This window comes from Mesorhizobium sp. KR9-304, assembly GCF_040049215.1.
GTDB lineage: Bacteria > Pseudomonadota > Alphaproteobacteria > Rhizobiales > Rhizobiaceae > Mesorhizobium_K.
The window spans coordinates 1,691,651-1,710,344 of the sequence record NZ_JBDZDN010000001.1 but is presented as its reverse complement, the minus strand read 5'-3'; the positions used below and the strand labels follow the sequence as shown (position 1 = coordinate 1,710,344).

The following is an 18,694-nucleotide window of genomic DNA, read 5'->3' as shown; positions in this document are numbered from 1 at the left end:
ACCATCAACCATCGCTGTCAGCCTGGGCAAGTCCGTGACTCCGCATTTTGTCGGAATTCGGAAGCGGGCGTCCCGTGCGCCGTTCATTCGCGGTGATACGGATGTCCCGACAGGATCGTCACGGTGCGGTAGAGTTGCTCGGCAAGCATGATGCGCACCATCTGATGCGGCCATGTCTGTGCGCCGAAGGAAACCACCAATTCGGCCGTTTCGCGGAGCGTGGCGTCGTGCCCGTCGGGTCCGCCGATCGCAATGAGGAGGGCGCGCCTGCCGCCATCGCGCAGCGCTGCGATCCGGCCGGCGAAATCCTGCGAGGAAACACTCTTGCCGCGCTCGTCGAGCAGGATGAGCGCCACACCCGCGGCCAGGTGCTGCCGCAACCTGTCGGCCTCTTCGCGCTTGCGCTCCGCGGGGCCCTGCGCGCGGCTTTCGGGAGTTTCGACGAGGCCCGAGAACTCAAGCCCGACAGCCGGTCCGCTCTTCGAAAAGCGCTCGAAATAACGGTCGGCAAGCTCTTTCTCGGGGCCGGCCTTCATGCGGCCCACGGCAAATACCGAGATCTTCATCCGTCCTCCGGCCACGATTCTCTGTGCGCACGAACCTTACCGGAGATTCCGATTTCGGAGTCGCGCTATCGGGCCGAGACGCCGCTAACGTCCGTTAGTGGATCGTCTCTTCCTCGAGGTCCGGAGCCTGCCACATCTTCTCGATGTTGTAGAACTCGCGGATTTCGGGGCGGAAGACATGGACGATGATATCGCCCGAATCGATCAGCACCCAGTCGGCGCCCGAGAGGCCCTCGACCCGCGCCTGGCCTAGACCGGCATCCTTCAGCGCCTTGAGGAGCTGTTCGGCGACGGCGGCGACATGGCGGTGCGAGCGGCCCGAAGCGACGACCATGTAGTCACCGAGGCTCGATTTACCCTGAATGTCGATTGGGACAATATTTTCGGCCTTGGAGTCTTCCAGACTGGCAAGGACAGTTTCAAGGGCGCGGGAGGAAGCGTCTATTCCGCTTAACCCGGCCGGCGAAGGCATGATATCCGCCTTCTTCCGCAGTGCTGTTCTCAGTGTCTTTCCTTTCAGAACGGGAACAACCAATCGCCAAACAAATCAGGCGACACCCAATAGATAGGCAGAGTTGCGTTGCAGTTTCAAGACGACTCGCTTTTCCGAGCAAGGCGTCTCCCTTCCGGCCCATGCCTGACGGTCACCGCCGCTCGCCGTCTTCGGCGGCGAAGCCAAGCTCCACCGGCAGCGGCGCCTGCGCCGTCATCGGAGCGAAACTGCCGGTCTCGTCGGACGGAACGGGCCGCGCCCGGAATACGCGCCAGACGACGAACAGCGCATAGGCGATGGCGATGACGATCGCCACGTAGATGAAGGATTGCGTGCCGTAGGCGGCGGTCAGCGCCGTACCGAGGGCGGGAATGAGAAAGCCCGATACGGACCAGGCAAACAGCATCGAAGAGGAGAGCGCCACGAGATCGTTGTTGGTGGCGCGGTCGTTGGCGTGCGCGGAGGACAGTGAATAGATGGATTCCGACGCTCCGCTCCAGACCACATAGATGACCAGGATGACCGTCAGGGCCGCCGCGTCGAAGCGTGCCGCGGCGACGCCGGCTATCGCCACGAGCAGGGATGCGGCGATCAGCACGTAGCGGCGGTCGGTGCGATCGGAAATCCAGCCGAACGGAATCTGAAAGAGCAGCGTGCCGAGCGGCATGGCGAACATCAGGGTCGCCACCTCCTGCTGGGTGAAGCCCTTCGCGGTTGCGTGAATCGGCGCGAAACCCGCGATCATCATCGACAGTCCGCCGACCGCGAGCATGCCGGCGACGCCGACCGGCGATATTTGCCACGCACGTCTCAACGCCACTGAAGCGGCTTCCGGCGGCGGCGGCTGCGCCAGCCGGGTCATGCCGATCGGCAGCATGGAAAGCGCGGTGAAGAAGATGCCGACAAGCGGCGCCTGCGCCGAGCCGATGTCGAGCGCGCCCATTATAGCGGAACCGGCCCCCATGCCGACGATGTAGCTGACGTAGAATACCGCCATGACCCTGCCGCGTATCGAATTCCCGACAGCGTCGTTCAGCCAGCTCTGCGCCACGATGAACATGGCGCAGATGGCGAAGCCGTAGAGAGCGCGCGCCGCGATCCACAGCACCGGATGGGCGCTGGCCGCGACGCCGGCATTGGAAAGCACGATGACGGCCGACAGCACCATGTAGGCGCGGGCGTGGCCGATCCGGCGCACCAGAACGCCGGTGAGCAGGCAGCCGGCGATGCCGCCGGCCGAAAGTCCGGTCAATATCCCGCCGGCCCAGGTCGGAGCAAAACCGTCCGCGCCGAGCCGCACCGGGATGTAGGCAAACATCAGCCCGTTGCCGACTGCTATAAGCGCCATCGAGACGATCACCGAGGCGATGGCGACGAGCGGCCTCGACGGAACAGAAGGGCGTCCGCCAACGGTCTGCCGGGATGTCTGTTCGGAAACGCCGTTCATGCCTGGAGATTGCCCATGCGTGGCGTCCGGCGTAGCGGCAAAAGCGACATTTCGGAGAGCCAGCGGACCGTGGCCCGCCGGATCAACGGGCGGCAAACGTGCCCGACCTCATCGATTTGGAGGGCCGATCCCGGTCAGAGCAGAAACTTCGCGATGACCGCATCGCCCATCGCGATCGTGCTGACTTCCGTCATGCCCTCCGACATGATGTCCCTGGTGCGCAGCCCGGAATCGAGCACCGAGGCGATCGCCGCGTCGAGCCGGTCGGCTTCCTCGATCATGTTGAAGGAATAGCGCAGGCACATGCCGAACGACGCCAGCATGGCGATGGGGTTGGCGATGCCCTGGCCCGCGATGTCGGGCGCCGAGCCGTGCACCGGCTCGTAGAGCGCCTTGCGCTTGCCGGTCTTCGGATCGGGGGCTCCGAGCGAGGCCGATGGCAGCATACCGATCGAGCCGGTCAGCATGGCGGCGATGTCGGACAGCATGTCGCCGAACAGATTGTCGGTGACGATGACGTCGAACTGCTTGGGCCAGCGCACCAGCTGCATGCCGCCGGCGTCGGCCAGCATGTGGTCGAGCTTGACGTCGGCGTATTTCGCCTTGTGCGTGGCCGTCACCACCTCGTTCCACAGGACGCCCGACTTCATGACGTTGCGCTTTTCCATCGATGTCACGTGGTTCTTGCGCGTGCGCGCCAGCTCGAAGGCGACAGCCGATATGCGTTCGATCTCGAACGTGTCGTAAACCTGCGTGTCGATGCCGCGCTTCTGGCCGTTGCCGAGGTCGATGATCTGCTTCGGCTCGCCGAAATAGACGCCGCCGGTAAGCTCGCGCACGATCAATATATCGAGGCCTTCGACGACCTCCTGCTTGAGCGAGGAGGATGCGGCGAGCGCGGGATAGCAAATCGCGGGGCGCAGATTGGCGAAGAGTTCCAGATCCTTGCGCAGGCGAAGCAACCCGGCTTCGGGCCTGACGTCATAGGGAACCGCGTCCCATTTCGGCCCGCCGACCGCGCCGAACAGCACCGCGTCAGCGGCCAGTGCGCGTCCCATGTCGTCTTCGGAAATCGCCTTGCCATGCGCGTCGTAGGCGCAGCCGCCGACCAGACCTTCCTCGGTGACGAAGCCGCTGCCGAACTTCTCGTTCATGGCGGCGATCAGCTTCTTCACCTCCGCCATCGCCTCGGGCCCGATGCCGTCGCCAGGAAGGAGGAAGAGTTTTTTCGATGCCATGAAACGCCTCTGCATGTCGCAAGATCGGGAAACCGACGCCTTGCTAAACGCCCGGCGGGGGGCGCGCAAGGGTCAAAGCTCGGCGCGGGCCCGCCACTCGGAAAAGGCGGCGGCATCCGCCTCGACCAGATCGTGGCCGGCCTCGACCGTAACGCTCCTGAGGCGTGCGCCGAGATTTCCGAGCAGGGTCGCCAGCGCCTGTCCATCATCGAGGAAAGCGTCGTGCGCCCCGGTCACGGCCAGGATGTCGGCACCCCGCAGATCCGGCGTCGGAGCGGCATCGAGCACCGGGGCCGGGCGCAGGAGCGCGGCGAGCCGGACGACGCCGGGATGAAGCAGCATGAACGCGGCGATGAAGTTCGCGCCGTTCGAGTGGCCGACGAAGATCGTCCTTTCGAGGTCGAGCCCATAAGCGGGAACCGCGCCCTCGATGAACGCCGCGAAGGCTTCGCCTTCAGCCCTTATGTCGGCCTGGTCGAAACCATCCGGCAAGCGGCGGAACCAGCGCGGCGCGCCCTCCTCCACGCTTCGTCCCCTGACCGAGAGCAGCGTGGCGTCCGGTGCGATGCGACGGCCGAAGGCAAGCAGGCTCGTCTCGTTGCCCGCGGAGCCGTGCAGGAGGACGAGCGTCGAACCGTCGGGACGCGCAGGAACGACGAGGCGATGAACGAAAGGAAGGTCGCGATACACCGTCCGGGGTTCGCCCGGCATGCCGAACTGCGGCAGCCGGACAGCAATGCCGGTCTCGGGCTCCGACAATCCCGGTGGGAAGAACAGTTTTTCGCCAAGACTTTCGGCAGGTTCGTCCACCGTCATGCCGGGCGTGTCCGTCGCCAGTTCGATCAGAACGCCACCCGGCTCTCGGACATAGAGCGAATAGAAGTATTTGCGGTCATGCGCATTGGTCGCTGACGCGTTGGATGTCGAAAGTTCCATCTCGACCCCCTCGACCTCCGCGATGTCGGCGGCACGCAACGCGACGTGATCGACGGTGCCGGTGCCGGGCGCGCTGGTCCAGAAGCCGGCAGCCTGCCTGAGATCGATCGCATCGCCCGACGGGGACGTAAGTCGTTTCGTGGCATCGTTACGCGCCGTCTCGCGGTAACCGAAATGGCGCTTGAGGAAGCTTGCGGTGAGGTCAGCGTCCTCGGCGAGGATGGTCACGGCGCGGACAGGTCCGATGGCATCCCGCGGCGGGATTCCCTTCGCCGTCCAGGGATCGGGTGGCCGCAAGCTCTCCGTCCCGACCAGTTTCACGATGATCCCGTCGGGGTCCTTCAGGCGCAGCACGGGTTCGCCGAACTCCTCGGCAGGTCCTTCGACCGGGACGCCTGCTGTCAGCGCGCGCGTCAGCCAGAAGCCGATGCTTGCCTTGTCGATGGCGAGCGACAGCTCACTGATTTGCCCGAGACCGACACGGCCTGGCGCGCCGTCTTCCCAGACGAGGAAGGTAACGAGCGTTCCGGGACTGCCGGTCGCGTCGCCGTAGATCAGGTGGAGCTGGTCGGCGTCCTCGTAGCCCGCCGTGCGCTTGACGAGCCGCAAGCCGAGAAAGCCGGCATAGAAGTCGACATTGGCCTGAACCTTGCGGGTGATCAGCGTGACGTGATGGATGCCGTGAGCCATGCCGGCGGGTTCAGGCGCCGCGCCGGAGCGCCGTGACCTCGATCTCGATCTTCATCTCGGGTTTGTTCAGTCCGCAGACGATCATCGTCGCGGCCGGGCGGATGTCGCCGAATGTCTCGCCGAGGATCGGGAACACGATGTCGGCGTAAGCCTGGTCGGTGATGTAATAATGCGCCCGGACCACGTCGGCCATGGCGAAGCCGCCCTCGGCAAGCGCCGTGCCGATGGTGGCGAGGCAGTTCTTCGTCTGCGCCTCCACGCTCTCGGGCATGGTCATGGTGGCATAGTCGTAGCCGGTGGTGCCGGCGACGAAACACCAGTCGCCCTGCACGACCGCGCGGCTGTAGCCGGCGGTCTTCTCGAAGGGCGAGCCGGTCGAGATCAGCTTGCGCATGTCATGTCCGTCGGTTCAGGCCCAGGGGCGGTTTTCTGCCGCGCGCTGCTCGTAGCTGGCGATGGCCGGCGCCTTCTCCATGGTCAGGCCGATGTCGTCGAGGCCGTTGAGCAGGCAGTGACGCTTGAATTCGTCGAGGTCGAACGTGATCACGCCGCCGTCCGGCCCGCGGATCTCCTTCGCTTCGAGATCGACGGTGACGGTGGCGTTGGCGCCGCGCGAGGCGTCGTCCATCAGCTTCTCCAGGTCCTCCGGGCTGACCGTGACAGGCAGAATGCCGTTCTTGAAGCAGTTGTTGTAGAAGATGTCGGCGAAGCTGGTCGAAATCACGCAGCGTACGCCGAAGTCGAGCAGCGCCCACGGCGCGTGCTCGCGGCTCGAACCGCAGCCGAAATTGTCGCCGGCGACAAGAATTTGCGCCTTGCGGTAGGCTGGCTTGTTGAGCACGAAGTCGGGGTTTTCCGAGCCGTCCTCGTTGAAGCGCATCTCGGCGAAGAGCCCGACGCTGAGACCCGTGCGCTTGATCGTCTTCAGATAGTCCTTCGGGATGATCATGTCGGTGTCGACATTGACGATCGGCAGGGGCGCGGCGACGCCCGTCAGCTTGGTGAATTTTTCCATGGCTCGAAACCTGTCTTCCGGCACAATTCGCCTTGGCTGTCGCTTTACACAAAGCCGGCCCCAAATCAAAGGGCCGTATCAAAGCCCGGCGCAAACAGTCAGATAACGTTGAGTTCGCGGTAGGGCCGGCCCGCCGCGATGCGCTCGTAGCCGAAGGCCGAGCAGTCGATCGTACGGTAGCCGCCATGCACGATCAGTTCTGCAATCGCGCGGCCCACCGCCGGGGCCTGCTGCAGCCCGTGTCCAGAGAAGCCGTTGGCGAAGATGAAGTTCTGGACGTCCGAATGCGGGCCGATCACGGCGTTCTGGTCGAGCGTGTTGTAGTCGTAGTGGCCGGCCCAGGCGCGGGTTGCCTTGATCGCCTCGAAGGCCGGCACGCGCGTCGCGATCACCGGCCAGATCGTCTCTTCGAAAAGCGGCCAGTCCGGCTCGAAATCTTCAGGATCGGCCGCCGCCTCGCCCTCCTCCTGTTCCGCGCCGCCGGTAATGTAGACCGCGCCCTCGGGCCGCACATAGATGCCGCTCGGATCGACGATCAGCGGCATGTCGGAGAATTTGTCGCGCGCCTCGAAGACGAAGACGGAGCGTTTGCGCGGCTCGACCGGCAGCGCGATGCCGGCCATCGCCGATACCTTGCCGGCATTCGGGCCGGCCGCGTTGACGATGGCGCCCGATTCCAGCCGCTCGCCATTGTCGAGCAGCACCGCTGAAACGCGATTTCCCTCCCGCTCGATGCCGGTGACGGCGGCGTTGACGAAGTCGATATTCTTCGTCCTGAGCGCCCTGCGGAAGATCTGCAGATAGGCATGCGCGTCGAACCAGCCTTCGCCGCTTCGTCCGAAGGCGCCCGCCACGATCCCTTCGGGCGACAGCCAGGGAAAGCGGCGGACGAGCGTTTCGGCATCCTCGATGACGATGTCGGCGCCTTCGGCCTGTTGCGCCACATGGTTGGCCTTGAGCACGGGCAGGCCTTCGTCGCTCGACAGGATCAGATAGCCGTTTTCGCGGAAGCCTATGTCGGCGTCGGGACCGAATTCCTCCTTCAGTCGCCGGAACAGGCCGAGCGTGAACTGCGACAGGCGGATGTTTTCGGGGATGGAAAACTGCTGGCGGATCGAAGCGCAGGAGAGCGTGGTTGCGGCACGCGCGAATTGCGGGTCGCGGTCGATCAGCGCGATCGAGCCCGAAAAGCCCTCTTCGCGCAGATAATAGGCGACCGAGCTGCCGACGATTGCCCCGCCGATGATGACCGCGTCGTATGTAGCCATGTGCGCTCCGTTGATAGCCTGGGCGAAACATCGCGGCCCCTGCCCTTGCAAGGGCCAGCATTGCCGGGCAAGAAGGCCAGACGCCAGAGAATTCGCGATGCCCGAAAGAACCTACCGTCCGCGCCGCGCGGTGCTTTTCGTGCCCGCATCCAACGAGAAGGCAATCGCCAAGCTGCCGTCGCTTGCCTGCGACGCGGTGATTTTCGACCTCGAGGACTCCGTCGCGCCGGAGGCGAAGGTCGCGGCGCGCGAGAGGCTGAGCGCCTGGTTCGCGGCACGGCCGAAGCAAGGGCCGGAATGCGTCATCCGGATCAATCCGCCGGCCGGCGAATGGGGTCGCGAGGACCTCGCCGCCGCGATCGCCTGCGCGCCCGACGCGATCCTGCTGCCCAAGGTCGACACGCCGCGTGACATCCACGATTTCGACGACGCCCTGGACGGGACGGACGCGCCGGAGACCCTGAAACTCTGGATCATGGTCGAGACGCCAAAGGCGATGCTCAACATTGGCGCGCTGGCGGAATTCGGACGCGACAGAGCGGCGCGGCTTGATTGTTTCGTTGCCGGAACGAACGACCTGATCAAGGACACGGGTGTCCTTGCGGCGCCCGACCGCCGTTACATCATGCCGTGGCTGATGCAGATGGTGCTGGCCGCCCGCGCCGGTGGGCTGGATGTGCTCGACGGCGTCAGCAACGATTTCCGCGACCTCGACGCATTTGCGCGCGAATGCGCCGAAGGCGCCGCCATGGGTTTCGACGGCAAGACACTGATCCATCCCGCGCAGATCGAGCCGGCCTTGCAAGCCTTCTCGCCCTCGGCCAATGCGGTCACTGAGGCAGAAGCGATAAAAGCCGCCTTCGCGCTGCCGGAGAATCTGGAAAAAGGCGTCATCTCGATCGGCGGCCGGATGATCGAGCGGCTGCACCTCGCCCAGGCCGAGCGGCTGCTGGCGCGGGCGGGACGATTATCGGGGCGGCTTTAGGAGAGAATTGCCATGCGGCTTTACAGATTTCTCAGCGGGTCCGACGATTCCGCCTTCTGCCACAAAGTGACGGCGGCGCTGAACAAGGGTTGGCACCTCTACGGTTCGCCGACCTACAGCTTCGATGCCAGGAAGAAGGCCATGCGCTGCGGCCAGGCCGTGGTGAAGGATGTCGATGGCGTCGACTACGATCCGGACATCAAGCTGTCGGACTACTGATCCGCGTTTTCCTCGATCTTCTCCATGTCGTCGTCCGACAGCCCGAAATGGTGGCCGATCTCGTGGATCAGCACATGGGTGACGATCGAGCCGAGCGTCTCGTCATTCTCGGCCCAGTAGTCGAGAATGGCGCGGCGATAGAGCGTGACGCGGTTCGGCCCCTCGCCGGTCTGCGGGTTCCAGCGCTCGGCGATGCCGCGGCCCTCGAACAGTCCGAGCAGGTCGAAGGGGGTCTCGAGCGACAGATCGTCCATGATCTCGTCGGTGGGGAATTCCGCCAGCTGGATGATGATCTCGCCGGTCAGCGACCGGAACTGCTCCGGCAGGTGCGCATAGGCCTCGAGGGCCAGGAGTTCCATCTCCTCCATCGAGGGCGACAGCTGGTCGTGCCATGATCGGGTCTGGTAGATGCGGGCCATTCTTCTTCCTTTGCCGGTGCATATAGCCGTTCGGGCTTCGGGTTTCGAGGCGATTTGGGAATTAAGGAAAAGCACCCGAACCGCTGCGAGGAATAAATTCTCTCCGGCGCCTGCTTGACTCTTCGGGTCGGCTCTGGAATCTATTGGAACATAACAGGAACATAACTCGAAAGAACAACCGCCATGGCCTCGCTTGCCGTGGCGCAAGGGACCGTTGTGTCCCTGCGCCATCAGATCGCCAGGATCGAAGGCCGCCTCGCCGAACGGCTCGACGAGGGGATGCCCGCGGATATCGATCTGCTGCGCCATCACGGTCTGGCGACGCATTATGGGAATCCCGGGGGCGGGTTTCTCGCCACCGGCGCCCGACGCTTCGACGCCGCATTGGGCGGAGGCCTGCCAGGTGCCGGGCTGACGGAGATCCACGCGCCGGGCACGCGCGACGCCGGCGCGGCGGCGGCCTTCACCCTTGCCGTGATCAGCCTTCTGCTCGAGAAGACCCCCGCGCCTGTCCTCTGGGCGGGTACGACCGAAAGTTTTCGCGAGGCGGGCTACCCCTACCCGCCGGGCCTATGCTTCCTTTATGGCGTGGAGTCCTCCCGCCTGCTGGTCGCGCAGGCCGACAAGCTCCCGGATGTGCTGTGGATCGCCGAGCAGGCAGCCGGGCTGAGCGGCTTCGCCGCCATCCTCCTGGAGACGCGCGGCAGGTCCGCACGCCTCGACCTGACGGCAACGCGACGGCTGCATCACCGCGCGCGCGATGCCGGCCACCCGCTGTTCCTGCTGCGCCAGGCGGCCTTGCCCGAACCGACCGCCGCTCCGTTCAGGCTGATCGTGCGGTCCGCCCCGGCGGGGCTGCGTCATGTGCTGGGCACGCCGCTCGCCCGCTCGATCGGACCCCCGGGCTTCGGCATCGAGATCAGCAAGAACCGAGCCTCCCCACCCACTCATTTCACGCTGGAATGGAACAACCATGCACGCGCCTTTCAGGAAAGAGCGGCGGAGAATCCTGTCTCTGTGGTTCCCGCGTCTGAGCACGGAACGCCTGCTGCGGCAGCGGCTGGGACGCTCCTGGCGTTCCCTTCCCCGGCAAGGCAGGCCGCCGCTGGTCGTCAGCCGCCAGGAGAACAACACCCAGCGCATTGCCGCCTTGGATGAAGAGGCCGAACGCCTCCGGCTGAAGCCCGGCATGGGCATTGCGGACGCGCGCGCCATGTATCCCTCGATCGAAATCGTCGCGGCGGACCCGCAGGCCGACCGCCGGCTGCTCGAGGCGCTCGCCGACTGGTGCGACCGCTACACGCCTCTCGTGGCATTTGACGGGAGCGATGGACTTTTCCTCGACATCACCGGCTGCGCGCATCTCTTCGGCGGCGAGCAGGCGATGCTCCACGACATCGTCGTGCGCTTCCTGCACCAGGGCTTCGGCGCCAGGGCCGGCCTTGCCTCCACGCCCGGGGCCGCCTGGGCGGCGGCGCGCTTTTCGACGGATCGGACCATTCTCGAGGATGGAGACGAACCGTCTTTTTTCAGGGGGCTTCCACTCGCCTCGCTGAGACTCGAGCCGGTCACGGTCGCAAGCCTGGAAAGCGTCGGCTTGCGGACGGTCGGATCGGTCGCGGAGCGGCCGCGCGCGCCGCTTGCCCGCCGCTTCGGCGCAATGCTGCTTCTGCGGCTCGATCAGGCGCTGGGCGGGATCGAGGAGGTCGTCTCGCCGCGCCTGCCCGTGCCGCCCCTCTCGGTCGAACGCCATCTCGCCGAACCCATCGGGCTCGTCGAGGACATAGAACGGCTGATCCTCCTGCTCGCAACGAGGCTCAAATGCAACCTCGAACGGCGCGGCGAAGGCGCCCGCATGCTCGAACTGCTGCTTTTCCGGGTCGACGGCGCCGTCTCGCGCATCTCGGCCGGCGCCTCGCTGCCGCTGCGCGAGCCGGCCTTGATCGGCCGGCTGTTTCATGAACGGCTGGCCGCGCTCCAATCGTCGCTCGATCCCGGCTACGGTTTCGATCTCGTCCGCCTTTCGGCCTTCGCCACCGCACTTGTCGAAACGCCGCAGGCCGATCTCGGCGGCGAAGCCGGCGGCGGCGGTGAAGACATCGCGCTCTTCGCCGACCGCGTGCGTGCGCGCCTCGGCCGCGGGGCAGTGCTGGAGCCCCTGCTCGCCGAGAGCCACCTGCCCGAACGCGCCGCATCCCTTGCCCCGGCCGGCGGCTCGCCGACGGAAAGGAAGATGCCGGCGATCCCACGCAGGAAGATCGATTTTTCTCCCTCTCGCCGGGCGCCTGAACGCCCGCTCAGGCTGTTCTCCCGCCCGGAGCCGATCGAGGTGCCGGTGACTGAAATTCCGGAAGGGCCGCCACTCAATTTCCGCTGGCGGCGCGCCATGCACCGCGTGGCGCGCGCCGAAGGTCCCGAGCGCATCGCGCCGGAATGGTGGCGCGAGGAGAAGGAGGCGCCGACCCGCGACTATTTCCGTGTCGAGGATTCCGACGGCCACCGTTACTGGCTTTATCGCGAAGGCCTTTACGAGGCTGAAGGGGTGAGCCCGCGCTGGTACCTGCAGGGCATCTCGGCATGAGCGCCGCCGCCTATGTGGAATTCGCCGTCCAGTCGAATTTCTCCTTCCTGCGCGGCGCCTCGAGGCCGGAGGAACTGGTCGTCACCGCCGCCTTGCTCGGCCATGCCGGCATCGGGCTTGCCGACCGCAACACGGTTGCCGGCGTGGTGCGCGCCTGGAGCCAGTCGAAGCACATAAGGCTCTCCGAGGACGGCGAACCGTTCAAGCTTCCCTATCATCCCGGTTGCCGGCTGGTCTTTTGCGACGGTACGCCGGATGTTCTGGCCTATCCGCGGAACCGCAAGGGCTGGGGGCATCTCTGCCGCATGCTCACTCAGGCCAACATGCGCGAGGAGAGCGAGAAGGGCGCGCCGCTTCTTTTCCTCGGCGACCTCATGGAGTTCGGTGACTGCATGTCGCTCGCCGCCCTGCCCGATCCGGAGGCCGGCGACGACGAGACGCTCATCCTCCTGCGCAAGCTCGCCGACCGCTTCGGCAAGAACATCCGCTTTGCCGCGGCGCCGGCCTATTCAGGCAACGACCGGTTCAGGCTGGAGCGGGCGGCGGCTCTGGCGGTTGCGGCCGGCATGAAACTGATGGCGGTCAACGACGTGCTCTACCATGCCTGCGAGCGGCGGCCGCTGCAGGATGTGCTCACCGCGATCCGGCTCAACATGCCCGTGTCCGAAGCCGGGTTCGAACTGGCTGCGAATGGCGAACGGCACATGAAGCCGCCTGCCGAGATGACAAGGCTGTTCAGGAACCATCCCCAGGCGCTGGCCGAAACTGCCCGTTTCGCCAGCGAACTGGAATTCTCGTTAAGCGAGCTCAGCCACAATTATCCGGAGGAGACGACCGAGGAGGGCGTCGACCCGCAGACTGCGCTGGAAAAACTGGCATGGCAGGGCGCATCCGTCAGATATCCCGACGGCATTCCGGAGAAAGTGTCGCAGCTTCTGCGCCACGAACTCGGCATCGTCGCCCTCAAGAAATACGCACGCTACTTCCTCACCGTGCACGACATCGTCCGCTATTCGAAGGAGATCGGCGTTCTCTGCCAGGGGCGCGGCTCCGCCGCCAATTCGGTGATCTGCTACTGCCTCGGCATCACCGACGTGGACCCCGAAAACGCCGAAGTCCTGTTCGAGCGCTTCGTTTCGGTCGAGCGCGACGAGCCTCCCGACATCGACGTCGATTTCGAGCATGAGAAACGCGATCGGATCATCGCCTATATCTACGAGAAATACAGCCAGAAGCGCACCGCGCTCGCCGCGGCGGTCATCAGCTATCGCGGCCGCTCGGCGCTGCGCGAGGTCGCCAAGGCGATGGGCCTGTCGGACGACATACGCAGCGCCCTGTCGGGCTCGGTCTGGGGCTGGTCGTCGGAGGGTCTGGGCGAGACCGAGGCCCGGGCCGGCGGCCTCGACCGGGCCGATCCGCGTTCGCGTCATGTGATGAACCGCGCCAACGAGATCCTCGGCTTCCCGCGCCATTTGTCCCAGCATGTCGGCGGCTTCGTCATCACCAAGGACCGGCTCGACGAAATCGTGCCTATCGTCAAGACGGCGATGCTCGAACGCAAGATGGTCGAATGGGACAAGGACGATCTGGATGCGGTCGGCATCCTCAAGGTCGACATCCTGGCGCTCGGCATGCTGTCGTGCCTGCGCCGCGCCTTCGGTCTGCTGAAGGATCGTTATGACGTCCGCAACGAGAGAGGCGAGCCCGTCGTCGACCTCTCGACCATGCCCAAGGAGCGGCCGGAGGTCTACGACATGATCTGCCGCGCCGACACGCTCGGCGTCTTCCAGATCGAGTCGCGCGCGCAGATGTCCATGCTGCCGCGGCTGAAACCGAGAAAATTCTACGACCTCGTCATCGAGGTGGCGATCGTCCGGCCGGGCCCGATCCAGGGCGACATGGTTCATCCCTATCTGCGCCGGCGCATGGGATTGGAAAAGGTCGAATATTTCAAACCCGAACTGGAGGCGATCCTGAAGCGCACCCTAGGGGTGCCGCTCTTTCAGGAACAGGCGATGAAGATCGCCATCGATATCGGCGGGTTTTCACCAAGCGAGGCCGACAAGCTTCGCCGCGCCATGGCCACCTTCAGGCGCAACGGGACCATTCACAAATACCGCGACAGGATGATCCGGGGGATGGTCGGGAAGGGTTATCCCGAAGAGTTTGCGACACGCTGCTTCAAGCAGATCGAGGGTTTCGGCGAATACGGCTTTCCCGAAAGCCACGCCGCTTCTTTCGCCCTGCTCGTCTATGCCTCCTGCTGGTTCAAAACCTTTTATCCTGATGTCTTCTGCGCGGCGATCCTGAACTCGCAGCCCATGGGGTTTTATGCGCCGGCCCAGCTCGTGCGCGACGCCCTCGACCACGGCATCGAGATCCGCGAGGTCGACGTCAATCTTTCCAGCTGGGACTGCACGCTGGAGAATGCTGCGTTCGATCCTGCCCGCATCCTCGACCGTCACGCCGAAATGCGCGGCGTCATCCGGAGCGCGCATGCGGTCTGCCTGGGTTTTCGCCAGATAAAGGGCCTGTCGGAGGCTCGTATGAAGTTGCTCGTCGCCCGGCGCGGCGAGGGCTACGCATCCGTGCGCGACGTCTGGCTTCGCTCCGGCCTCGGCGTCGACGAGATCGAAAAGCTCGCCCAGGCCGACGCCTTCCGCTCCATCGGCCTCGACCGCCGCGCCGCGCTCTGGCAGGTCCGCGCGCTCGACCGCAAGGCCGCCGCCGAGACGATGCCGCTGTTCAACCGCCCCGGCATCGGGTTGCGGGACAACGAGCCTGCGACGAGGCTGCCGGTCATGCCTTCAGGCGAGCATGTCATCCACGATTATCGTTCACTCGGCCTGTCGCTCAAGGCGCACCCGGTCTCCTTCCTGCGCGCACGGCTGGACAGGCTCGGCGTCACGCCCAACGAACGGCTGCCGCGCGTGCCGGACAAGAGCCGCGTCACCGTGGCGGGGCTCGTGCTTGTGCGCCAGCGTCCCGGCAAGGGCAATGCGATCTTCCTGACCCTGGAGGACGACGCGGCGGTCGCCAACGTCATCGTCTGGAAAAGGGATTTCGCACGGCTGCTGCCTGTCATCATGAGCTCGAAAGTCGTCCGCGTGACCGGCAGGCTGCAGTCCGAATCGAATGTCGTGCACATCGTGGCCGAGACGATCGAGGATATCACGCCCTGGCTCTCGGCCTTGCTGGAAGAGGCCGAGGCGAATGCCGGGGTGCTGTCCCGCAGGGCAAGCGGCGTCATGCCGAAGGGACGGAATTTTCAATGAGCCGCCCGGCCGGCGGGAAGTCCGCCGAAACCTAACGCGTCTCGGGCCGCGACACGGCATCATCCGGATCGATAGTGCGCGCCTCCGAAGGCAGCATCACCGGTATGCCGTCGCGCACCGGATAGGCGAGCCTGGCGCTCTTCGAGACGAGTTCGGCGCGCCCGGCGTCCCAGACCAGCGGTCCCTTGGTCAGCGGGCAGGCGAGCAGCTCCAGCATTTTCACGTCGATGCCGGATGCCCGTTGAACGTCACTCATCGACTTGCCCCCACGCCGCCCTCACTGCAGGCTCGACCCGAAATCCTCGTTGTCGCGCGCCAGCGCCATCTCCGTCAGCGCGATCAGCGTCTCCGCCCGCGTCCTGAGATCGGGCGCCTCGAGCAGCGCCTGCTTCTCGGCAGGCCCGTAGGGCGCCATCATGGACAGCGCATTGACCAGCATGGCGTTGTCGGCGCGGCTGACATTGTTCCAGTCGGCGTCGAGATCGTTCGCTTCGAGATAGGACCGAAATGCCTTGAGCAGCGCCTGACGGTCCACCTCCCCACCGGAACGGTCCTCGTCCAGGTCCGCGCCGAAAGGCGACACGCGGCACTGCCTGAACGGCGTCTTCACGGACAATTCCTCGGCGACGCGGAAACGGCACACGCCCTGCAGCGCGATCATGTAGCGCCCGTCGCCGGTTTCGGTCAGCGAGGTGATGCGGCCCATGCAGCCGACATTGACGATTTCCGGTTCGCCGTCGTCGCGCAGCGCGCCGTCGAAGCCGGGCTGGATCATGCCGATCAGCCGGTCGCCGGCCATGGCCGCATCGATCATCTGCAGATAGCGGGGCTCGAAGACGTTGAGCGGCATGCGCCCGCCGGGCAGAAGCAGCGCGGCCGGAAACGGAAACACCGGGATGACGGACGGCAGGTCCGCCACGCGCCGATAGTTGAAATTTCCAGCCTGCACCTGGATCCTCCGATCACCCCTCAGACAATCTGGTGCGCCGCGCCGCGATCGCAACCCCTGAACGCTGTTTCCGCAGGATAAGCACCCGGCAAGCGGCCGAGGAAACAAGCCCGGCTACGAGAACAGCAACGACGAAAGCTTCCTGCGCGCCGCAAGCGTCGCCTCGTCGGCCGGACCCCAGGCTTCGAAGAACTTCAGCAGTTGAGCCCGTGCACCGTCCTCGTTCCAGCCGCGATCCGCTCTGACGATGGCCAGAAGATTGTCGGCCGCTTCCTGTCGCTTGCCCTGCGCGTTCTGGATCATAGCAAGGTCGAAGCGCGCCTGATGATCCCCGGGGTTCTCGGCGAGCCTTTTCTCGAACACAGTCGGGTCGCCGAGGCCGGCGGCCTCGGCGGCGAGCCTGATCCGCGTCCTCACGGAGGCGATCGCCGCGGCGTCCTGTTTGTCGGCCGGCGCACGGGCGAGCACTTCTTCCGCGCCGGCGGCGTCACCGGCCTCGAACAGCAGTTCGGCGAGACCGGCGATCGCCCCGACATTGTCAGGCTGCTCCTGCAGCACGGCGTCGAAGATGTCGGCCGCGGCCTGGAGATCGCCCGTCTCGCGCGCCTGCTTGGCCGCGGCCAGAGCCTCCGCGATCTGCGGCTGGGCGCCATTCTTGCCGACGAGCTTCTGGATGAAATCGCGGATCTGGCTTTCGGGGATGGCTCCCATGAAGCCGTCGACCGGCTGGCCGTTGCGGAAGGCGATGACCGCCGGGATGGACTGGATGCCGAGCTGACCGGCGATCGCCGGATGCTCGTCGATGTTCATCTTGACGAGCTTCACCGCGCCTGCCGCGGCGGCCACCACCTTCTCCAGCGCCGGCTGCAGCTGCTTGCAGGGCCCGCACCACGGAGCCCAGAAATCGACCAGCACCGGCAGCTTGCGCGATTCCTGGATGACTTCGGCGGCAAAGTTCGCCGTCGTCACGTCCTTGATGGGCGCCGGCGCGGCGGCCGGGCCGTTGGTGCGCGCCGGCTCGGCGGATCCGTAGCTGACATTGGTGGAATATTGGCCGCCCACGCCTCCGAACGGGTTATCCTTGTCGCTCATATCGTCCCTTTCGGTGCTTACCCGCGCCTTCTACGTCAGCATCGTTCGCGCGAAAAGCCGTCTTGGCCAGCATGTGGCGATCAGGCCGAGACTTTCAAGATGGCGGGCTCGTGGCCAGTTGCCCGTGCAAAACGCAGCAGATCCCCGGCCGCGATCGAAGTGGTCGCCTCGTTGGTCAGCGGATGCGCGTTGATGGTAGCGTGTTCCATGAGGGCGCTGTCGAGGACGAACTTCACGGCGCACTTCTCGTCGTTGATCAGGCCGAAGGCGGTGACCGCGCCCGGAATGACGCCGAGATGCTCCATCAGCGCCTCCGGCTTGCCGAACGAGACGCGGCCCGATGCGCCGATGAGATGATGGATCTGCCTGAGGTCGACTTCGGCCTCCTCGCCGACCGTGACGAGGAAAAAATTGTCCTTCTTGTCCTTCAGGAAGAGGTTTTTGGTGTGACCGCCCGGAATTTCGCCGCGCAGTTCCTGCGAATCCGCCACCGTGAAGAGCGGCGGGTGCGAAACCGTCGAGACTTCGATGCCGAGACTTTCGAGAAAGGCAAAAAGCTCGACGGGAGTCTTGGGCATCAAGCTGGTCCTGGGATGATCGGTCGCTGGCACGTTTAGAGGCAAATCGCGCTTCGAAACAAGTCTGAAGGCGTTGAGCGAGGCCTTTCAAGGCCGCGAACTGCGCTCGTACAAAGCTGGCGAATTCCCTGTTGCATTCGCGTGGCTCTTCGGCCATATAGGCGCGGCTTGCGGCTGAGACGCCGCGCGAGCGGGTGTAGCTCAGGGGTAGAGCACAACCTTGCCAAGGTTGGGGTCGAGCGTTCGAATCGCTTCACCCGCTCCAAATTTCTCAACGAAATTAAGCATTTAAGCCGGCCGCCTTCGGGCGGCCGTTTGCTTTCTGTACCGCGTCGCCACCATGTCGCCACGCCGGTCCAAAACGAACGCACTTATCGCCGCTTCCTTAGCCGTACGCCCGGGCCATCTCCGTTCTCCTCGACGAAGATGGCGCCGGCCCGCCTCAAGCGCCCAAGCGGATTGTCGACAGCGCATGACTTGGAGCGGTCGCTTCGGTTTCGATTCGCGTGTGGCTCGCCTCCCCGGATAGGCGCGAGTCGCGCGGACAGGTAGGATGGTGCTCAGGTGCGTTCGACGACGGCGAGATCAGCGAGGGCGACGACAAGCCCGACGACAGTGTATCGCCGACCAGGACGCACTTCACGCCGTTTACCAACGGTTAACCATATGGTGGCACCGTAACGGTGTTCGTCGTTGCTTTACTGCAGAGCCCGTTGCCGTTTCATCCCCGGCGGCGGGCTTTTTCGCGCGCCCTATCGGCGAGGTCCTTGTCGATACCAGCTTCGGCGAGAGTGGCAGGTCAACGTCTTGCGAGCCTTGTCCTCGCCACCTTTGAAAATCTCTTTCAGAGAAAGCCGAGCCTCCCGGACTTACGCAAAAGCACCCCCTCCTGATTGGCTCGCGTGATTCGCGCCGCCCATCGCGACGCGCGTTGGTCGACGCA

At 65.1% G+C, this 18,694-nt stretch carries 18 protein-coding genes and 1 tRNA gene; 6 read left to right on the top strand and 13 right to left on the bottom strand.

The features are described from left to right. Window positions 1-83: 83 nt before the first annotated feature. The 8 genes from rlmH to ABLE71_RS08150 form a co-directional block, all read right to left on the bottom strand. Window positions 84-566, bottom strand: a complete 483-nt coding sequence (gene rlmH / locus ABLE71_RS08185) for a 23S rRNA (pseudouridine(1915)-N(3))-methyltransferase RlmH (RefSeq protein WP_348782845.1) — start codon at window positions 564-566, stop codon at window positions 84-86. Between the two features lie 94 nt (window positions 567-660). Next, window positions 661-1,038: a ribosome silencing factor gene (rsfS, locus tag ABLE71_RS08180; RefSeq protein WP_348782844.1), complete on the bottom strand. Its 378-nt coding sequence runs from the start codon at window positions 1,036-1,038 to the stop codon at window positions 661-663. A gap of 172 nt (window positions 1,039-1,210) precedes the next feature. Beyond that, on the bottom strand, window positions 1,211-2,506 hold the full coding sequence (locus tag ABLE71_RS08175) for an MFS transporter (protein ID WP_348782843.1): 1,296 nt from the start codon (window positions 2,504-2,506) through the stop codon (window positions 1,211-1,213). Between the two features lie 134 nt (window positions 2,507-2,640). After that, entirely contained in the window at window positions 2,641-3,744 is a 1,104-nt protein-coding gene (gene leuB, locus ABLE71_RS08170; protein WP_348782842.1) for a 3-isopropylmalate dehydrogenase, read from the bottom strand. A 72-nt stretch (window positions 3,745-3,816) separates the two neighbouring features. Further along, window positions 3,817-5,370, bottom strand: coding sequence for a VOC family protein (locus tag ABLE71_RS08165; protein WP_348782841.1), 1,554 nt, complete (start codon window positions 5,368-5,370; stop codon window positions 3,817-3,819). 10 nt (window positions 5,371-5,380) lie between these two features. After that, window positions 5,381-5,764 carry a RidA family protein gene (locus ABLE71_RS08160; RefSeq protein WP_348782840.1) on the bottom strand — a complete coding sequence of 128 codons (384 nt, stop codon included), beginning with the start codon at window positions 5,762-5,764 and terminating at the stop codon, window positions 5,381-5,383. 15 nt (window positions 5,765-5,779) lie between these two features. After that, a complete protein-coding gene (gene leuD, locus ABLE71_RS08155) occupies window positions 5,780-6,385 on the bottom strand; it encodes a 3-isopropylmalate dehydratase small subunit (protein ID WP_348782839.1) in 606 nt (201 codons plus the stop codon). Window positions 6,386-6,483: 98 nt separating this feature from the next. Next, window positions 6,484-7,653 carry an FAD-binding oxidoreductase gene (locus ABLE71_RS08150; RefSeq protein ID WP_348782838.1) on the bottom strand — a complete coding sequence of 390 codons (1,170 nt, stop codon included), beginning with the start codon at window positions 7,651-7,653 and terminating at the stop codon, window positions 6,484-6,486. A 97-nt stretch (window positions 7,654-7,750) separates the two neighbouring features. On the opposite strand from ABLE71_RS08150, the gene ABLE71_RS08145 reads away from it, so the two are divergent. Next, window positions 7,751-8,638: a CoA ester lyase gene (locus tag ABLE71_RS08145; protein WP_348782837.1), complete on the top strand. Its 888-nt coding sequence runs from the start codon at window positions 7,751-7,753 to the stop codon at window positions 8,636-8,638. A 12-nt stretch (window positions 8,639-8,650) separates the two neighbouring features. Continuing rightward, window positions 8,651-8,857 (top strand): DUF1737 domain-containing protein, encoded by a 207-nt coding sequence (locus tag ABLE71_RS08140; RefSeq protein ID WP_348782836.1) that lies wholly within the window; start codon window positions 8,651-8,653, stop codon window positions 8,855-8,857. Here the strand turns inward: ABLE71_RS08140 and ABLE71_RS08135 are convergent. Then, the gene (locus ABLE71_RS08135) at window positions 8,851-9,276 is read right to left on the bottom strand and encodes a metallopeptidase family protein (protein WP_348782835.1); all 426 of its coding nucleotides are present in this window, start codon (window positions 9,274-9,276) and stop codon (window positions 8,851-8,853) included. The genes ABLE71_RS08140 and ABLE71_RS08135 overlap by 7 nt on opposite strands. Window positions 9,277-9,459: 183 nt before the next feature. Here ABLE71_RS08135 and ABLE71_RS08130 point away from each other — a divergent pair, with 183 nt between their 5' ends. Genes ABLE71_RS08130 through ABLE71_RS08120 form a run of 3 tightly spaced genes read left to right on the top strand, consistent with a single transcriptional unit; the run spans window position 9,460 to window position 15,132 of the window. Then, window positions 9,460-10,434 carry a hypothetical protein gene (locus ABLE71_RS08130; protein WP_348782834.1) on the top strand — a complete coding sequence of 325 codons (975 nt, stop codon included), beginning with the start codon at window positions 9,460-9,462 and terminating at the stop codon, window positions 10,432-10,434. Then, window positions 10,427-11,857, top strand: a complete 1,431-nt coding sequence (locus ABLE71_RS08125) for a DNA polymerase Y family protein (RefSeq protein ID WP_348782833.1) — start codon at window positions 10,427-10,429, stop codon at window positions 11,855-11,857. The genes ABLE71_RS08130 and ABLE71_RS08125 overlap by 8 nt, the downstream gene beginning before the upstream one ends. Beyond that, the gene (locus tag ABLE71_RS08120; protein ID WP_348782832.1) at window positions 11,854-15,132 is read left to right on the top strand and encodes an error-prone DNA polymerase; all 3,279 of its coding nucleotides are present in this window, start codon (window positions 11,854-11,856) and stop codon (window positions 15,130-15,132) included. Before ABLE71_RS08125 ends, ABLE71_RS08120 begins: the two co-directional genes overlap by 4 nt. Before the next feature lie 31 nt (window positions 15,133-15,163). Here ABLE71_RS08120 and ABLE71_RS08115 read toward each other — a convergent pair whose 3' ends face one another. From ABLE71_RS08115 to ABLE71_RS08100, 4 genes are all read right to left on the bottom strand, one after another. After that, window positions 15,164-15,388: a Trm112 family protein gene (locus tag ABLE71_RS08115; RefSeq protein ID WP_348782831.1), complete on the bottom strand. Its 225-nt coding sequence runs from the start codon at window positions 15,386-15,388 to the stop codon at window positions 15,164-15,166. A 21-nt stretch (window positions 15,389-15,409) separates the two neighbouring features. Beyond that, a complete protein-coding gene (locus ABLE71_RS08110) occupies window positions 15,410-16,081 on the bottom strand; it encodes an LON peptidase substrate-binding domain-containing protein (RefSeq protein ID WP_348782830.1) in 672 nt (223 codons plus the stop codon). Window positions 16,082-16,195: 114 nt separating this feature from the next. Next, the gene (gene trxA / locus ABLE71_RS08105) at window positions 16,196-17,173 is read right to left on the bottom strand and encodes a thioredoxin (protein ID WP_348782829.1); all 978 of its coding nucleotides are present in this window, start codon (window positions 17,171-17,173) and stop codon (window positions 16,196-16,198) included. A gap of 80 nt (window positions 17,174-17,253) precedes the next feature. Beyond that, window positions 17,254-17,751 carry a prolyl-tRNA synthetase associated domain-containing protein gene (locus tag ABLE71_RS08100; protein ID WP_348782828.1) on the bottom strand — a complete coding sequence of 166 codons (498 nt, stop codon included), beginning with the start codon at window positions 17,749-17,751 and terminating at the stop codon, window positions 17,254-17,256. Between the two features lie 190 nt (window positions 17,752-17,941). Here ABLE71_RS08100 and ABLE71_RS08095 point away from each other — a divergent pair. Next, window positions 17,942-18,016, top strand: a tRNA-Gly gene (locus ABLE71_RS08095). Window positions 18,017-18,694: the final 678 nt, after the last annotated feature.

What these genes read in the sequence shown, in the direction of transcription:
- rlmH (WP_348782845.1), bottom strand. Translation starts at nt 566, where the DNA reads ATGAAGATCTCGGTATTTGCCGTGGGCCGCATGAAGGCCGGCCCCGAG.
- rsfS (WP_348782844.1), bottom strand. Translation starts at nt 1,038, where the DNA reads ATGCCTTCGCCGGCCGGGTTAAGCGGAATAGACGCTTCCTCCCGCGCC.
- ABLE71_RS08175 (WP_348782843.1), bottom strand. Translation starts at nt 2,506, where the DNA reads ATGAACGGCGTTTCCGAACAGACATCCCGGCAGACCGTTGGCGGACGC.
- leuB (WP_348782842.1), bottom strand. Translation starts at nt 3,744, where the DNA reads ATGGCATCGAAAAAACTCTTCCTCCTTCCTGGCGACGGCATCGGGCCC.
- ABLE71_RS08165 (WP_348782841.1), bottom strand. Translation starts at nt 5,370, where the DNA reads ATGGCTCACGGCATCCATCACGTCACGCTGATCACCCGCAAGGTTCAG.
- ABLE71_RS08160 (WP_348782840.1), bottom strand. Translation starts at nt 5,764, where the DNA reads ATGCGCAAGCTGATCTCGACCGGCTCGCCCTTCGAGAAGACCGCCGGC.
- leuD (WP_348782839.1), bottom strand. Translation starts at nt 6,385, where the DNA reads ATGGAAAAATTCACCAAGCTGACGGGCGTCGCCGCGCCCCTGCCGATC.
- ABLE71_RS08150 (WP_348782838.1), bottom strand. Translation starts at nt 7,653, where the DNA reads ATGGCTACATACGACGCGGTCATCATCGGCGGGGCAATCGTCGGCAGC.
- ABLE71_RS08145 (WP_348782837.1), top strand. Translation starts at nt 7,751, where the DNA reads ATGCCCGAAAGAACCTACCGTCCGCGCCGCGCGGTGCTTTTCGTGCCC.
- ABLE71_RS08140 (WP_348782836.1), top strand. Translation starts at nt 8,651, where the DNA reads ATGCGGCTTTACAGATTTCTCAGCGGGTCCGACGATTCCGCCTTCTGC.
- ABLE71_RS08135 (WP_348782835.1), bottom strand. Translation starts at nt 9,276, where the DNA reads ATGGCCCGCATCTACCAGACCCGATCATGGCACGACCAGCTGTCGCCC.
- ABLE71_RS08130 (WP_348782834.1), top strand. Translation starts at nt 9,460, where the DNA reads ATGGCCTCGCTTGCCGTGGCGCAAGGGACCGTTGTGTCCCTGCGCCAT.
- ABLE71_RS08120 (WP_348782832.1), top strand. Translation starts at nt 11,854, where the DNA reads ATGAGCGCCGCCGCCTATGTGGAATTCGCCGTCCAGTCGAATTTCTCC.
- ABLE71_RS08115 (WP_348782831.1), bottom strand. Translation starts at nt 15,388, where the DNA reads ATGAGTGACGTTCAACGGGCATCCGGCATCGACGTGAAAATGCTGGAG.
- trxA (WP_348782829.1), bottom strand. Translation starts at nt 17,173, where the DNA reads ATGAGCGACAAGGATAACCCGTTCGGAGGCGTGGGCGGCCAATATTCC.
- ABLE71_RS08100 (WP_348782828.1), bottom strand. Translation starts at nt 17,751, where the DNA reads ATGCCCAAGACTCCCGTCGAGCTTTTTGCCTTTCTCGAAAGTCTCGGC.